Below are 15143 nucleotides of genomic sequence, written 5' to 3' on the forward strand. Positions count from 1 at the left end.
GGATCAGCAAAGGAACGGAAGCACGACGAGCGCGTCGGGATCGAGGCCAGCGCGATCGCAGATGTCCCGGGCGAGCGCCATGTAGCGCTCGGCCTGCACACCATCATCGGCATCGAGGTAGAGGGTTGCAAGCCCTTCGTAGCAAGGAAAGAGTAACTGCGGCTCGGCGCTCTTCTCGGCCAGGGCCAGGGCCTCCTGGTAATGCCGCAGCGCGCGGGCCGATTCGCCGTGGCACTGGTAGATCTGCGCCAGCACGACGAGCGACACGGCCAGGTGGTCGAGCTGGCCGGTGCTGCGGTCGATCTCGATGGCGGCATGGGCAGCGCCGACGCCGCGCTCGTCGCAGCGGCTGGTCAGCGTGCAGTAGGCGACGGCGAGGTTGGCCGACAGGCGCGACTGCAGGCCCAGGTCGCCGATGCGCCGGGCGGTCTCGAGGCCGCGCTCGCAGGCCTCGATGGCGCGCTGCGGGTGGCTGGAGCTGTAGAGCACGCCCAGGTTGCACAGCGCCCGGCATTCGGCCTGCGGCAGGTCGGCCTCGCTCGCGACCGCCACGCTCTGCTCGAGCCGGGTGACGGCCTCGTCGAGCCGGTCGAGCCGCGCCAGGGCCACCCCCTGGGTGTTGAGCGCGAGCGCGGCGGCGGTGCGCGCGTTGCGGCGCTCCTCGTCGTTCATGGCCGGGCCCGCCTGGAGCGTCTCCAGGTGGGCGAGCGCGCGCTGGGTCCATTCGAGGGCGCCTCGGTTGTCGGCGTCGCGGAAGAGCAGCTCGCCCATCCGCTGGTAGAGCCAGGCGCGCTCGATGTGCGGTGCCTCGCCTTCGACCAGCGCGAGCCCGGTGGCCAGGCATTGCCGGGCCTCGGCGCGCTCGCCGGCCTCCCAGCGCAGCGCGGCGATCTTGCCCAGCAGGCGGGCTTCGGCCATGCGGTCGCCGCGTTGCGCCCGGCCTTCGCGGGCGGCGGCCAGGTGCTGGGTGGCCTCGGCGATGCGGCCGGCGGGCGCCAGCACGTCGGCCAGGCGCTCGCGCACGATCAGGTGCTGCTCGTCCGCGCCCTCGCCGGGAGCCAGGGTTTCCAGCGCGAGCGTGTAGTCGCGGATGGCGTCGGCGTTGGCGTAGGTGCCGCGCGCCCAGTCGCCGGCGGCATTCAGGTAGTGCGCGCCGCGCGCCTTGTCCGACCCGAGGCGGAAATGGTGGGCCAGGGCCTGCAGTTCCTCCAGCCGCCGGGGCGCCCCGCAGCACTGCCGCTCCAGCGCCTCGGCGATGCGGGTGTGCAGCTCGGTGCGGCGGCGCAGCAGCAGGCTCTGGTAGGCGACCTCCTGGACCAGGCCCTGGCGGAAACGGAACTCCCGGCCGTCCTCCGCCGGCATGGCGGCCAGCAGGCCCGACTCGACCAGGGCGTCGAGAGCGTGCGGCACGGCGTCGGGCGCGCTCGCCACGCTGCGCAGCAGGGCCTCGTCGAACTCGGGGCCGATGACTGCGGCTTCGCGCAGGACGGCGCGCGCGGGCCCGGGCAGCCGGTCGATGCGGCCGAGCAGCAAGCCGTTGATGGTCTGCGGCACCTGGACGGTGGCGTTGCCGGAGCTGTAGACCCACCGCCCCTGCCGGCGCGAGAGCAGCCCGTCGGCAATGAGCGCGCGCGCCATCTCTTCGAGGAAGAGCGGATTGCCCCCGGCATGCTCGACGATGCGCTGCCGCAGGGCGCCCGGCAGGGTGCGCGCGCCGAAGAGCGAATCGAGCATGGCGTCGCTGTGGCGCGCCGAGAGCGGCTCGAGCCGCAGCACGGTCTGCGCCGCCGCGCCCGCGGCCCAGGCCTCCAGGGCGGGCGCGGGGCGCTGCGTCACCAGCAGCATGAAGGGCCGGTCCTGCAGCCGCTCCAGCAGAAAGCGCAGCAGCTCCAGGGAGGCGGCGTCGGTCCAGTGCAGGTCCTCCGCGATCATGAGCACGGGGGTCTGCTGCAGCCGGCGGTCGAGCACGGCGTGGACGGCGAAGAAGATCTGCTGCTTGAGCTGCTCCGGGTCCAGGTAGCGGGTGTGCGCGTCGTCACCCTCCAGGCCCAGCACATGGCCCAGGCAGGCGGCCAGGGCCTGCAACTCGGCTTCGGGCAGGCCGAGGGCGGCGAGCGCCGCGTCGATCTTCTCTCGCGCCGTCGCGTCCGTCTCGCGCGCGTCCAGGCCCCAGGCGTCGCGCAGCAGCGCCGCGGGCACGCCGTAGGCGCGCTCGCCGAGGGGGGAGCAGGCGGCGCGGCGCAGGGCGACGTCCTCCAGCCGGTTCTCCGCCCGCAGGCGTTCCAGGAACTCCGAGAGCAGCCGGGTCTTGCCGCTGCCGGCCTCGGCGACGATGCGCACCAGCCCGCCCTGCCCGGCGCGCATCTGCTCGAAGGCCTGCAGCAGGGCTTGCATTTCCGATTCGCGGCCGACCAGCACGCTGGTGAGCCCGTGCACCTGCAGGCCGCGGGTCGGCTGCGGGGCATGCAGCGCAGACTCGAGCCGATAGGCGGCCATCGGCTGCGCAAAGCCCTTGAGTGTGAGCTCGCCCAGGGGCTCGAAGCCGAAGGCATGCCGGGTGAGCTGCCAGGTCGCATGGCTGACCACGGTCTGGCCGGGGCCGGCGGCATTCTGGAGGCGCGACGCGGCGTTCACCGTGTCGCCGGTGACCGCATAGGCGGCATCGCCTTCCGAGCCCAGATGGCCCGCGACCACCGGGCCGGTGTGGACGCCGATGTGCAGGGCCAGTGGCCGGCCGGTGCGCGCCCGCCAGCGCTCGCCCAGCGCGGCGGCCCTTCGGTGCAGCAGCAGGGCGGCGCGCAGGGCGCGCTCGGGGTCTTCCTCGTGCGCGACCGGGGCGCCGAAGACGGCCATCACCGCGTCGCCGACGAACTTCTCGACGAAGCCGTCGAAGCGGCGGATGGTGGAGGCCATCAGGTCGAAGAGCTCGGTCTGCAGCGCGCGCAGGTCCTCGGCGTCCATCGCCCCGGCCAGCTCGGTGAAGCCCGACAAGTCCGCGAACATCACGGTGACCATGCGGCGGTCGGAATCAGGCGCGGGTGGCGGGGGCGCGGCCACGAGCCGGGTCCCGCACTTCGGGCAGAAGGCGAATTCGCGATCGACGTCGTATCCGCACGCGGGGCAAGCCATGGCGCGGCCATGGTACTGCGCCGTGCCGGCATGCGTCAGGGCAAAGCCGCCGTCCTTCTTGTACAGGGATCAGAGCAGATCCTCATCGATGACGCTGGAGAGCAGTGCCAGGCGCAGCCGGGTCGACCAGCGGCGTTCGGTCGGGCAGCGGGAGGGGCGGTTGGTGATTCTGAAGAAGCTGCCCGCGGCTTGGTAAGCGCGCTGTCAGCTATAGCTGACAATCCGGCGCCAACCGCCTCATCTGTAAGCCATAACTTGCGCTTCATCGAAGGGTTCGGGGCGTTATGCCAGTTATAGCTGGCAAAGAGACGGATGGGTGGCATAATTGCCAGCCATGGCTGACACCCTTCGACTACCCGATGAACTGGGCCGCGCGCTCCGCGAGCGGCGGGAAGCTCTGGGGATGAGCAAATCCGAGCTCGCCGCAAAGGCCGGGAAGGTTCGCGAGGTCATCTACCGCCTCGAGGCTGGGGAAGACACCACCGTGTCGTCCCTGATGGCCGTGGTGGGTGCTCTCGGCCTCGCCATGCGCCTGGAGGGTGTCGGCCTGCCTACGGCCGAAGAGGTCGCGCGCCGCTTCCAGGAAGACGACGATGCTTCCTGAAAAAATCCGCGCCCTCGCGGTCTCCATCGGCGACGCGGACCATGCTGGCCAGCTGCTAAAGACGTCGACCTACGAGTTCCGCTACCTCGATGCCGACCCCGAGCAGCCCGCCGTCGCCTTGCTGATGCCGCCCAACGAGCGCCTCACCTGGCAGGACGGCGACCTGTTCCCGCCCATGGACCAGAACCTGCCCGAGGGCGACCTGTTCATGAAGATTCGAGAGCTGTTCCCCAAGCAGCCGATGACGCCCATGCACCTGTTGGCACTGATCGGCCGCAACGGGATCGGACGGCTGGGTTACAGCCTTCCGGAGCATCCGGTTGCCGCAGCACCGCGGTCCTTGAGCAAGGAAGAACTGCTCAAGACCCGATACACGCCGGAGATCTTCGACGAACTGGTGGCCGCCTATCTGAGCACGGGCGCCGGCATCGCCGGCATGCAGCCCAAGATCATGGTCCCGGACCGCCCGACGATCCCCATCCCCTCGCTCATCGTGAAGGCGGCCAGTGCGGCCTACCCGAGCCTGGCCGCCAACGAGTACCTGTGCCTGAGCGCTGCGCGCAGCGCCGGCATCAGCGTGCCTTCGTTCACCCTCTCCGACGACGGGCAGATGCTGATCCTGGACCGTTTCGATCTCGTGCAGCACGCCAATGGGCGCATCGAGCGGCTCGGCTTCGAGGACGTCGCGGCCCTGGCAGGCTTGCGCGTGCGCGAGATCCTGTCGGACCGGAAGTACCAGGGCAGCTACCAGCGAATCGCCGAGTTGCTGCGGCAGTTGCGGTTGCACAGCGACAACCTCCACCGCTTCTTCCAGCAGGTGGCTTTCTCCGTCATGGTTCGAAACGGCGACGCGCACCTGAAGAACTTCGGCGTGCTGTACCGCTCCTCCGCGGATGTGTGGCTCGCCCCGATGTTCGATGTGGTGACGACTTCGGTCTACCGGTACACGCAGTACCCGGGAGGTCCCGAGCTCGAGGACCGTACGCTGGCGCTCAAGCTTTTCGCTGGCAGGCACCGGAGCAAGGCCTACCCTACCACCGAGGAGCTCCACGACTTCGGTCGACGGATTTGCGGGGTGAGCCAGCCCGCCCGTGAGGTCGAGGCCATTGCAGAGGCCATGCACCGAACGCTCGAAGACGCCAAAGGCGATCCGCGGGTGCCTGCCGAGTTCCTTGCGAAGATCAGGGCAGCCTGGCAAGAGGGCATGCAGCACGCCCGGCGAGCCCCTGCTGCCCGATAGTCGGAGTCAAGCCGCCTCGGCCAGCGCATCGCCCAGCGCGCTGACCAGCCGATCGATGTCCGCCTTCTCCGCCACGAAGGGCGGCGCGAGCTGGATGGTGTCGCCGCCGTATCGCACGTAGAAGCCCTTCTTCCAGCAAGCCATCGCGACCTCGTACGGCCGGCGTGCCGGCTCGCCGGGCAGTGCGGCCAGCGTGAGGCCCGCGGCCAGGCCGTAGTTGCGGATGTCGGTCACGTGCCGGCTGCCCTTGAGGCTGTGCACCGCGGCCTCGAAATGCGGCGCGAGTGCCTGCACGCGGCCGACCATGTCTTCCTTCACCAGCACGTCCAGCGCCGCGATGCCGGCGGCGCAGGCCACCGGGTGGGCCGAGTAGGTGTAGCCGTGCGGAAACTCCAGCATGTAGTCGGGTCCGCCGGCCGCCATGAAGGTGTCGTAGATCTCCTTGCTCGCGATCACGGCGCCCAGCGGCTGGGTGCCGTTGGTGACCTGCTTGGCGACGTTCATGATGTCCGGCGTGACGCCGAAGGCCTCGGCGCCGGTCATGGCGGCGGCGCGGCCGAAGCCGGTGATGACCTCGTCGAAGATCAGCAGGATGCTGTGCGCGGTGCAGATCTCGCGCAGGCGCTTCAGGTATCCCTTGGGCGGGATCACCACGCCGGCCGAGCCCGCGAAGGGCTCGACGATCACGGCGGCGATGTTGCTCGCGTCGTGCAGCGCGATCAGGTCCAGCAGGCGGTCGGCCAGCTCGGCGCCCTGCTCGGGCTCTCCGCGCGAGAAGGCGTTGGCGGCGAGCTGCGTGTGCGGCAGGTGATCCGCCTCCACGGCCTGGCCGAATGTCTTGCGGTTGCCGGCGATGCCGCCGACCGAGATGCCACCGAAGTTGACGCCGTGGTAGCCCTTTTCGCGGCCGATGAGCCGGGTCTTGCCGGCCTGCCCCTTGGTGCGCCAGTACGCGCGCGCCATCTTGAGCGAGGTGTCGGCCGCTTCGGAGCCGGAGCCGGTGAAGAACACGTAGTCCAGGCCCTTCGGCGTGAGCTCGCGCAGCCGGTTGGCGAGCTCGAAGGACAACGGATGGCCGAACTGGAAGGCCGGCGAGTAGTCCAGCGTGGCAATCTGGCGGCCCACCGCCTCGACGATTTCGGGCCGGCCGTGGCCCAGGCCGCAACACCAGAGGCCCGACAGCCCGTCGAAGATCTTGCGGCCGTCGCTGTCGGTGAAGTACAGGCCCTTGGCCTCGACGATCAGCCGCGGGTCGGCCTTGAACTGGCGATTGGCGGTGAAGGGCATCCAGTGGGCGTCCAGCCAGGCGGCGTCGGTGCGGACCGTGGAGGCGGGGGCGGGCGTGTCGGCGGCAAGGGTGGTCATGGCAGGAGGCGCGGGGCGCGCGCCGGCGGGTGGAGGTGGCAGTGATTCTGGGGAGGCCGGATACTTCGTCCAATGCACGAATATCCACGTTCACTTGCTGCATCATGAAAGTAAAGACGCCCTCCTCTTCCGCCCCTTCCCGCCTGGGCCAGCTCGGCGAATCGGACCTGCGCATGCTGAAGGTCTTCAAGGCCGTGGCCGACTGCGGCGGCATGGCGGCGGCCGAGCTGGAGCTCAACGTCGGCACCTCCACCATCAGCCGGCAGATCAAGGACCTGGAGACGCGCCTGGGCCTCACGCTGTGCCGGCGCGGGCGCGCGGGCTTCGCGCTGACGGTCGAGGGCCAGCGCATCTACGAGGAGACGATGCGCCTGCTGAGCGCGGTGGACGCCTTCCGCAGCGGCGTGGACGACATTCACCAGCGCATGGGCGGGCGGCTGGAGATCGGGCTCTTCGACAAGACGGCGACCAACCCCAAGGCCCGCATCGGCGAAGCCATCGCGGGCTTCGTCGAGCGCGCGCCGGAGGTGGCGCTGCAGATCCAGATCGGCACCATCAACGCCATCGAACGGCAGCTGATCGACGGCAGCCTGCACGTGGGCATCATCCCGGCGCACCGCAGTTCCGAAAGCCTGGCCTACGACCTGCTGTTCGACGAGACCATGCTGCTGTACTGCGGCGCCGGCCATCCGCTGTTCGACGGCCGCAACGCCGGGCTGGACTGGAAAGGCCTGCGCGCGCATCGCTTCGCGGGGCTGGGGTACCACTCGCCCAACATGGAGGCCAGCCACCGCGCCGGGCTCAAGCGCGCAGCGACCGGGCTGGACCAGGAGGCGATCGCGACGCTGATCCTCTCGGGCCGCTTCCTGGGCTTCCTGCCCAACCACTATGGGCGCATCTTCGAGGACGGCGGGCGCATGCGGCCGGTGCGCAAGTCGCTGTTCCGCTACGACTGCGGCTTCGTGTGCGTGATGCGGCGCTCGCCGGCGCCCTCGCGCGCGGCGCTGGCCTTCAGGGAGGCGCTGCTGCAGGCGCACGGCGTGTCCTGAGCCGCTTCAGGGCGAGGGTGTCGCGCGACCGGCCGAGCGGTGGCAGACTGTCGCCTTGCCTCGAGGAGCCGAACGATGAACATGCTCGAAATGCCCGAAGCGCAACGCGCCGAGCTGCAAGCCCGCAGCGCCCTCGCCATCGATGGACGCGGCCAGGAAGTGCTGCTCGGCATGAATGCGGAGGAGTCGCGCTTCTTCATTGACTGCATGCAGCAGACACCCGCGGCGCCGGCGCAACGCGACCGCTACGCGGAACTGAAGGTGCGGCACGAGGCGGCCCGCCTCAAGCTCGCCTCGGTGGACGACGAGAGCACGGGCGATGAGGAAGGGCCGCCACATCTCACGCACAAGTTCTAGGCCCACGCATACGGCGCGTGCGAGTTCTCCCACGGCCGATCTCGTGGCCTCCTGACATCGGAGGACCGCCCGTTCGCTAGCTTGAGCGCAGTAGCTTCTCAAGGAACTGCGATGCCAAGACACGATGTCCCCCGCCGTGCGGAGATGCGCCGGCAGCGGCGCGACGCGGACTACGAGCGGTGGCGCGACGAGTACATGCGCCGGCTCGACGAAGAGGACGAGGATTCACGACGCGTCCGCCCGGACGCGGGCCCCACCGACGCAGACGAACAGCTCCAAAGCCCCGGCGCCAAGCCCCTGCACAAGAAGCAGGAACAACAGCACTGAAAACCGGCCGCCCTACAGTGGGCCGCTACTCGATGAAGCGTCGCAGGCCTTCCAGGTCGACGACCGTGATCCCGCCGTACTCGATGTGCAGCAGCCCGGCCTCGCGCAGCCGGTTGAGCGCCGCGTTGCAGCGCTGGCGCGACAGCCCCGACAAGTTCGCGATCTCCTCCTGCGAGGTCTGCAGGTGCACATCGCTGCCCGGATGCAGCCAGGGATGGAACAGCCCCGCCAGGGCCCGCGCCACCTGGCTGTCGACGTCGAGCAGCCGGTGCGCCGCGTAGTTGCCCATGAACCAGTGCAGGCGCTCGTTGAGCTGGCGCAGCAGGAAGTGATTGAAGCTCAGCTGCGTCTGGTGCAGCCACTCGAAGGTCTCGACCGGCAGGCGCGCCACCCGGCTGTCGCGCAGCGCGATGATGTCGGCCGAGCGCGGCAGCGCCCGCAGCAGCGTGCCCTCGCCGAACCAGCTGCCGACCGAGAGGCCGCCGAGCGTCACGGAGCGCCCGTTGTCGGCGGTGACGGACCACTTGAGCAGCCCTTCCAGCGTGCCGTACCAGTGCAGCGGCGTCTCGCCGCACCGGCACAGCGCGCAGCCGGCCGCCACGGGCTGCTCGCGGATCTCGTCGAGCACCCGCGCCTGGGCCTCGGTGTCCAGCGCCGGGAACCAGCCCGAGCCCTGCAGCAGCTCCGGGATGGAAAGGGAGGCCGCCTGTCTCCGGCTCGGCTTGTTGTGCATCGACGCTCCTGCGCCGCGTAAACCCTGATTCCAAATGTCGTCGCAATGACTGTGGGGCCGGCGCGGGGCAAAAATAATAGCGCGCTCATCCAAGGAGACCCAACGATGTCCAAGCGCAAGGTGATCGTGACCATCGCCCCCACGGGCGGCATGGCGCACAAATCGCAGAACCCCCATCTTCCCACCCAGCCCGCGGAAATCGCCGCCGACGTGGTGCGCTGCTGGAAGGCCGGCGCCAGCGTGGCCGCGATCCATGCGCGGCGACCCGACGACGGGGCGACCTGCGACGCGGCGGTGTACCGCGAGATCAACCAGCGCATCCGCGATGCGGGCTGCGACATCGTGATCAACAACTCCACCGGCGGCGGCGTGCACGGCGACATGGTCAAGCCGCTACCCGGCGGGCGCTGGGAGATCGCCTTCGAGGAGCGCGTGAAGGGCATGGATGCCGGCGCCGAGATGTGCACGCTGGACGCGACCACCCTCAACCTGAGCTTCGAGGGCCGCGAGATCCTGATGGACACGCCGCTCGGCAAGGGCCGCGAGCTCGCCGCCGGCATGAAGGCGCGCGGCATCAAGCCAGAGTGGGAGGTGTTCAGCCCCACCCACATCCTGCAGGACACGACCACGCTGATCAACGAGGGGCTGGACGAGCCGCCCTACTTCATCAACCTGGTGATGAACGTGCACCGCAACTTCCAGAACGCGATGCCCTTCTCGCCGCGCCACCTGCAGATGATGGTGGACACGCTGCCCAAGGGCGCGATCTTCGGCGTGAGCGGCATCGGGCCCTCGCAGCTGGAGGCCAACATCAGCGCCCTGCTGCTGGGCGGCCATGCGCGCGTGGGGCTGGAGGACAACCTCTACTACCGGCACGGCGAGCTCGCGACCAACCTGCAGCTGACCGAGCGCATCGTTCGCATCCTGCACGAGATGGACCTGGAGCCCGCCACGCCCGCCGAGGCGCGCGACATGATGGGCCTGCCGCGGGTCGGCCTGCCACGCCCCGAGTTCGCCGTGTGACGAACGCGCTGCAAATAAAACCATTTACGAGGAGACACACCATGACCGATCGCCGCCACTTCCTTCACACCCTGGGCGCGGCTGCCGCCCTCGGCACGCTCGCACCGCTGACCGCCCGGGCCCAGGGCATCGAGCAGGTCAAGATCTACTACGGCTTCCCGGCCGGCAGCGCCGGCGACAGCGTGGCGCGCCGCGCCGGCGAGAAGCTGGCCGGGTCGGCCTACACGCGCAACGCGGCGGTGGTCGAGAACAAGCCCGGCGCCGGCGGCCGCATCGCGCTGGAGGTGCTCAAGAGCGCGCCGGCCGACGGCAGCGTGCTGGCGCTGTCGCCCTTCTCCTGCACCTCCATCTACCCGCACATCTACAGCAAGCTGAGCTACGACCCGGTCAAGGACATCACGCCGGTGTCGATCGCGGCGGTGATGCACCACGGACTGGCGGTCGGCCCGCTGGTGCCGGCCAGCGTCAGGAACGTCAAGGACTTCCTGGCCTGGGCCAAGGCCAACCCCGACCAGGCCAGCTACGGCTCCCCGGCGGCCGGCTCCACCCCGCACTTCATCGGCGCCCTGCTGGGTATCAACAACGGTGTCGAGCTCAAGCACGTGCCCTACCGCGGCTCCATCCCCGGGGTGACCGACGTGGTCGGCGGCCAGATCGCCGCAATGGTGACGCCCAGCGGCGACTTCATCGCCAACCACAAGGCCGGCAAGCTGCGGCTGCTGGCCACCTCCGGCAAGGCGCGCTCGCCTTTCTCGCCCGAGGTGCCGACGCTGGCCGAGCAGGGCTTCGGCGAGCTCACGACGGAGGAGTGGTTCGGCTTCTATGCACCCGCCAGAACGCCCACCGCGGTGATCAACGCCGCCAACGCAGCCGTCAACGCCGCGATCAAGGACAAGGCGGTGATCGACAGCCTGGCGGTGGTCGGCCTGATCGCGCAGGGTTCCACCGTCGAAGAGATGGCTCGTTCGCAGCGTGCCGAATTCGAGCGCTGGGGGCCGCTGGTCAAGAAGGTCGGCTTCACCGCGGAGTCCTGAGCCATGGCGCGCAGGGACACGCCCATCACACGCGTCGCGGTGGTCGGCACCGGCGTGATCGGCGCCAGCTGGGCCGCCTGGTTCCTCGCGCAAGGGCTGGACCTCGATGCCACCGACCCGTCGCCGGGCGCCGAGGCGCGGCTGCGCGAGGCCGTGGCGCAGCACTGGCCCACGCTGGAGCGCTTCGGGCTGGCGCAAGGCGCATCCATGGAACGGCTGCAGTTCCACGCGTCGCTGGAAGACGCCCTGCGCGAAGCGGACTTCGTGCAGGAGAACGGCCCCGAGCGGCTGGATTTCAAGATCGATCTGTTCCGCCGCATGGACGCCGCCGCGCCGCTGCATGCGATCCTCGCCTCCAGCTCCTCGGGGCTGACGGTCAGCGGCATGCAGTCGGGCTGCGCGCATCCGGAGCGCGTGGTGCTGGGCCATCCCTTCAATCCGCCGCACCTGATCCCGCTGGTGGAAGTGATCGGCGGCGAGCGCACCTCGGCCGACGCCGTCGAGCGCGCGATGGCCTTCTACGCTGCCATCGGCAAGCGGCCGATCCACGTGAAGCGCGAGGTCAAGGGTCACATCGCCAACCGGCTGCAGGCGGCGCTGTGGCGCGAGGCCTTCCACCTGGTCGAGCAGGGCGTGGCCTCGGTGGCCGACATCGACACCGCGATATCGCAGGGGCCCGGGCTGCGCTGGGCCGTGATGGGGCCCTTCATGAACCTGCACCTCTCGGGCGGCGCCGGCGGCATCGCGCATGTGCTGGCGCATCTCGGCGGGCCTATCGAGGACTGGTGGAAGGACCTGGGCTCGTCCGCCATGACGCAGGCGCTGAAGCAGCAGGTCGCCGAAGGCGTTGCCGCAGAGCTCGGCGAGCGCCATGAAAGCGAGCTCGAACGCACGCGCGACACCCTGCTGTTGAACCTGATTCGCGCGAAAGCGGCCTCCGGCACACTCGAATAACAACGCGCCTTTGGCCGCCAGGAGACCAGCGATGAAAGCCACCGGCTTCTTCGACGACGAGACCCAGCTCGCCCCGCCCCGCACGATCCGCATCGACTTCGACGACGGCTCCTTCGCGCTGCGATCGCCCGTTGCGCTGCGGCCGTACGCCCGCTGCATCGGCGAATGGCTGGAGCGCTGGGCGCGCGAGACGCCCGATGCACTCGCATTGGCGGAGCGCGACGAGAGCGGCGAGGGCTGGCGCAAGCTCGACTACCGCGCGCTGCGCCATGCCGTCGGCGCGGTGGCGCAAGGCCTGCTCGACCTGGGCGTGCCGCAGGACAGGCCGGTGGTGATCCTCTCCGACAACGCCATCGACCATGCAGTGCTGATGCTGGCCACCATGCACATCGGCCGCACGGCCTGCTCGCTCTCCAGCGCCTACTCGCGCATGGCCAAGGACCCGTCGCGGCTGCACGGCATGCTGCAGGCGCTGGACCCGGCGCTGATCTATGCCTCGGACGCCAGGCTCTACGGCGGCGTGCTGGCCGGCTGCGGCGTCGATGCGATCACGGTGTTCAGCCGCAACGCCGATGCGCATCCGGGTGCGCGCTCTTTCGATGCACTGCTGGCCACCGAAGAGACGCCGGCCGTGATGCAGGCCTTCGACGCCATCCTGCCCGACACGCATGCCAAGTACCTGCTGACCTCCGGATCCACCGGCCGGCCCAAGGTGGTGATCAACACGCACCGCATGCTGTGCGCCAACCAGCAGATGATCGCGCAGACCTGGCGCTTCCTGGACCAGGAGCCGCCGGTGCTGGTCGACTGGCTGCCGTGGAGCCACACCTTCGGCGCTAACCACAACTTCAACATCGTGCTCTGCCATGGCGGGGCGCTCTACATCGACGAAGGCCGGCCGGCGCCGGGCCTGATCGAGAAGACGGTGCGCAACCTGCGCGAGGTGCGCCCCACGCTGCTCTTCAACGTGCCGCGCGGCTACGACATGCTGCTGCCCTTCCTCGAGGCCGACGAAGCGCTCGCCGCCGACGTGCTGTCGCGACTGCGCCTGTGCTTCTATGCGGCCGCGGCGCTGGCGCCCTCGACCTGGCAGCGGCTCGAGGCGGTGGCGAAGCGCGCGCGGCCGGCTGCGCCGCTGTGGCTCACCACTTCCTGGGGCGCAACCGAGACCTCGCCGGCCATCACCTCGGCGCATTGGAAGCTCGACGGCGCCGGCTGCATCGGCGCGCCGCTGCCGGGGCTGGAGCTGAAGTTCGTGCCCAGCGGCGACAAGCTGGAGATGCGGGTGAAGGGCGTTTCGGTCTTCCCCGGCTACCGCAACGCGCCGCGCGAAAGCGCGCAGGCCTTCGACGAAGAGGGCTACTACCGGATCGGCGACGCGGGCTACCTGGTCGATGCGCAACGGCCCGAATGCGGCGTGATGTTCAACGGCCGCGTGGCCGAGGACTTCAAGCTCACGAGCGGCACCTGGGTGTCGGTGGGCACGCTGCGCGTGGAGCTGGTGTCGCGGCTGGCGCCGCTGGTGCAGGACGTGGTGATCACCGGCCACGACCGCGATGCGGTCGGCATGCTGGTCTTCCCGAGCGCGCAGGCCGCTCAGCGCCCGCGCGAGGGGCTGGCCGCGGCACTGCTTCGCACGATGAGCGCCCTGCGCGACGAGGGCGCGGGCTCCTCGCGATGCCCGGTGCGCGCGCTGGTGCTCGGCTCACCGCCGGACATCGATGCCGGCGAGATCACCGACAAGGGGTACATCAACCAGCGCGCGGTGCTGCTGCGGCGCGCGGCAGAGGTCGAGCGGCTGCACGCGGACGTGCACGATCCCGAGGTCGTGCGCCTGGCCTGAGGATTCCCTAGATCAGCCAGCGCGTGTCGCTGCGGCCGCGGCCCGCGTGCGGCAAGCCGTAGGGCAGCGGCAGCGACGCGGTCGTGCGGCTGGCCTGGAGCACGGCGCGGTCGGTCTCGACCTCGTGGAAGCAGGCCAGCATCGCGTTCACGCCCGGCGCCCGGCCGGCCTGTATGCGCCAGGACGGCCACTCGTGGTCCATCTGGGCGCAGAGGTCCTTCCAGGTCTCGGCCAGGGCCGCCCAGGACACCAGTTCGGGGTCGGCCACCTGGCGCGCGAGCCGATGGAGTGCACGCTGCAGCGACGGCACCTGTTCCACCAGCAGGCGGCAGCGCCGGAAGTCCTGGGCGTCGCGCGGCAGGTCCAGCGCGGTGCCGCCGTAGTGAGGCGGGCGCACGCCGGTCAGCAAGGTGAAGAGCGCCAGGCTCGACAGGCCCTGCTCGCCGGCGGCCAGCCAGCGCACGGCCTGCGCGTCCAGTCGGCGCGCCGCGCGGCCCAGCTGCGCGCGCACCCGCCCGGTGGCAGCCGCGGCCTCCTGCTCGCGGATGAGCGCGAGGCCCTCGGGCGGGCCGATGGCGGCGGTGGCACCCAGCATGCGCGCCACGTCGGCATGCAGCACATGCAGGTCGCTGGCCTGGCGCAGCAGGCGCAGCCAGGCACCCAGCGGCATGTGGCCGTACACGATCGTGCAGCCTTCGCGCTGCAGGATTCGGTAGTTCGGCGCGCCTCCGGCCGGCGTCTTCGACGTGCTCATGCCTGTCTATCGGCAGGCCAGGGGCCGGCCAACAGGGGCATTGACGGAAAAAAGGACGTGCGCCGCCGGGGAGGGGCCTACTCCTGCTTCCTCCCGGACAGGTTCACCAACGCGCCGCCCACGATTCCAGCGGCACGCGCGCCACGTTGCACACATAGCTGATCGCGTGATACCAGCCCGCCAGCATCAACAGCTCGACGAGCTGCGGCGGGCTCCACTGCGCAGCAAGTGCCTGCCACAGCGCATCGTCGACTTCGGCCCGCTCGTGCAGCGCGTCGACCAGCTCGACCAGCAGGCGATCGCGCGGCGCAAGGCCATCGAGAGCGGCATCGGCCGAGACGATGGCCTCGCGCTCACGCTCGCCCAGACCCGCGGCGTGCGCAAACGCGGCCCAGTGCACGCCCCACTCGTACTCCGCGCCGCAGCGTGCGCACACACGCAGGATCACGATCTCGCGCTCGCGCAGCGGAAGACTGGCCTTGCGGCCCAGCAGATAGCCACCCCAGGGGATGGACCGCTCGGCCAGCGCGGGATTGACGGCCAGGACGCGGAACAGCGACAGGATCTCCGGCGCTTCGGGTGGCGTCATCTTCCTCAGCAGCGCACCGAGCTCCTCCGGATAAGGCGGCGCGAGCGGCGCGATGCGTGGCGGGGGCTGGATGGTCATGGGCGGCTCCTGACTAGAATGGCCGGTGATTCGTAAATCGCTACGAAATCCGTAGCGATCGACG

Annotated in this window: 14 protein-coding genes; 9 read left to right on the plus strand and 5 right to left on the minus strand. The window is 70.1% G+C overall.

The features are described from left to right. Positions 1 to 3: 3 nt before the first annotated feature. Positions 4 to 3129, minus strand: coding sequence for an adenylate/guanylate cyclase domain-containing protein (locus tag ACMGEZ_RS19655; protein ID WP_436823953.1), 3126 nt, complete (start codon positions 3127 to 3129; stop codon positions 4 to 6). 334 nt (positions 3130 to 3463) lie between these two features. On the opposite strand from ACMGEZ_RS19655, the gene ACMGEZ_RS19660 reads away from it, so the two are divergent. Next, positions 3464 to 3733: a helix-turn-helix domain-containing protein gene (locus ACMGEZ_RS19660; RefSeq protein WP_436823954.1), complete on the plus strand. Its 270-nt coding sequence runs from the start codon at positions 3464 to 3466 to the stop codon at positions 3731 to 3733. Next, positions 3723 to 4973 carry a type II toxin-antitoxin system HipA family toxin gene (locus tag ACMGEZ_RS19665; protein WP_436823955.1) on the plus strand — a complete coding sequence of 417 codons (1251 nt, stop codon included), beginning with the start codon at positions 3723 to 3725 and terminating at the stop codon, positions 4971 to 4973. Before ACMGEZ_RS19660 ends, ACMGEZ_RS19665 begins: the two co-directional genes overlap by 11 nt. Before the next feature lie 6 nt (positions 4974 to 4979). On the opposite strand, the gene aptA is transcribed toward ACMGEZ_RS19665, so the two are convergent. Beyond that, positions 4980 to 6338 (minus strand): omega-aminotransferase AptA, encoded by a 1359-nt coding sequence (gene aptA, locus ACMGEZ_RS19670; RefSeq protein ID WP_436823956.1) that lies wholly within the window; start codon positions 6336 to 6338, stop codon positions 4980 to 4982. 104 nt (positions 6339 to 6442) lie between these two features. Here aptA and ACMGEZ_RS19675 point away from each other — a divergent pair, with 104 nt between their 5' ends. From ACMGEZ_RS19675 to ACMGEZ_RS19685, 3 genes are all read left to right on the plus strand, one after another. Then, positions 6443 to 7387 carry a LysR family transcriptional regulator gene (locus ACMGEZ_RS19675; RefSeq protein ID WP_436823957.1) on the plus strand — a complete coding sequence of 315 codons (945 nt, stop codon included), beginning with the start codon at positions 6443 to 6445 and terminating at the stop codon, positions 7385 to 7387. Positions 7388 to 7462: 75 nt separating this feature from the next. Beyond that, positions 7463 to 7744 carry a hypothetical protein gene (locus tag ACMGEZ_RS19680; RefSeq protein WP_436823958.1) on the plus strand — a complete coding sequence of 94 codons (282 nt, stop codon included), beginning with the start codon at positions 7463 to 7465 and terminating at the stop codon, positions 7742 to 7744. Between the two features lie 111 nt (positions 7745 to 7855). Further along, entirely contained in the window at positions 7856 to 8071 is a 216-nt protein-coding gene (locus ACMGEZ_RS19685; protein WP_436823959.1) for a hypothetical protein, read from the plus strand. Between the two features lie 25 nt (positions 8072 to 8096). Here ACMGEZ_RS19685 and ACMGEZ_RS19690 read toward each other — a convergent pair whose 3' ends face one another. Further along, positions 8097 to 8804: a Crp/Fnr family transcriptional regulator gene (locus tag ACMGEZ_RS19690; protein WP_436823960.1), complete on the minus strand. Its 708-nt coding sequence runs from the start codon at positions 8802 to 8804 to the stop codon at positions 8097 to 8099. A 105-nt stretch (positions 8805 to 8909) separates the two neighbouring features. Between ACMGEZ_RS19690 and ACMGEZ_RS19695 the strand changes: the two genes are divergently transcribed. From ACMGEZ_RS19695 to ACMGEZ_RS19710, 4 genes are read left to right on the plus strand one after another with little or no spacing between them, the layout of a single operon-like run. Further along, complete coding sequence (locus ACMGEZ_RS19695; protein ID WP_436823961.1) at positions 8910 to 9827, plus strand: beta-keto acid cleavage family enzyme; 918 nt, start codon at positions 8910 to 8912, stop codon at positions 9825 to 9827. 41 nt (positions 9828 to 9868) lie between these two features. After that, on the plus strand, positions 9869 to 10861 hold the full coding sequence (locus ACMGEZ_RS19700; RefSeq protein WP_436823962.1) for a Bug family tripartite tricarboxylate transporter substrate binding protein: 993 nt from the start codon (positions 9869 to 9871) through the stop codon (positions 10859 to 10861). A 3-nt stretch (positions 10862 to 10864) separates the two neighbouring features. Next, positions 10865 to 11815, plus strand: a complete 951-nt coding sequence (locus tag ACMGEZ_RS19705; protein WP_436823963.1) for a 3-hydroxyacyl-CoA dehydrogenase NAD-binding domain-containing protein — start codon at positions 10865 to 10867, stop codon at positions 11813 to 11815. Positions 11816 to 11846: 31 nt separating this feature from the next. Beyond that, a complete protein-coding gene (locus ACMGEZ_RS19710; RefSeq protein WP_436823964.1) occupies positions 11847 to 13658 on the plus strand; it encodes a feruloyl-CoA synthase in 1812 nt (603 codons plus the stop codon). Positions 13659 to 13665: 7 nt separating this feature from the next. On the opposite strand, the gene ACMGEZ_RS19715 is transcribed toward ACMGEZ_RS19710, so the two are convergent. Together ACMGEZ_RS19715 and ACMGEZ_RS19720 are read right to left on the minus strand one after the other, a co-directional pair. Next, on the minus strand, positions 13666 to 14412 hold the full coding sequence (locus ACMGEZ_RS19715) for a hypothetical protein (RefSeq protein WP_436823965.1): 747 nt from the start codon (positions 14410 to 14412) through the stop codon (positions 13666 to 13668). Positions 14413 to 14515: 103 nt separating this feature from the next. Beyond that, positions 14516 to 15079, minus strand: coding sequence for a carboxymuconolactone decarboxylase family protein (locus ACMGEZ_RS19720; RefSeq protein ID WP_436823966.1), 564 nt, complete (start codon positions 15077 to 15079; stop codon positions 14516 to 14518). Between the last annotated feature and the right edge of the window lie 64 nt (positions 15080 to 15143).

The organism is Variovorax stachyos (assembly GCF_051400855.1).
GTDB lineage: Bacteria > Pseudomonadota > Gammaproteobacteria > Burkholderiales > Burkholderiaceae_C > Variovorax.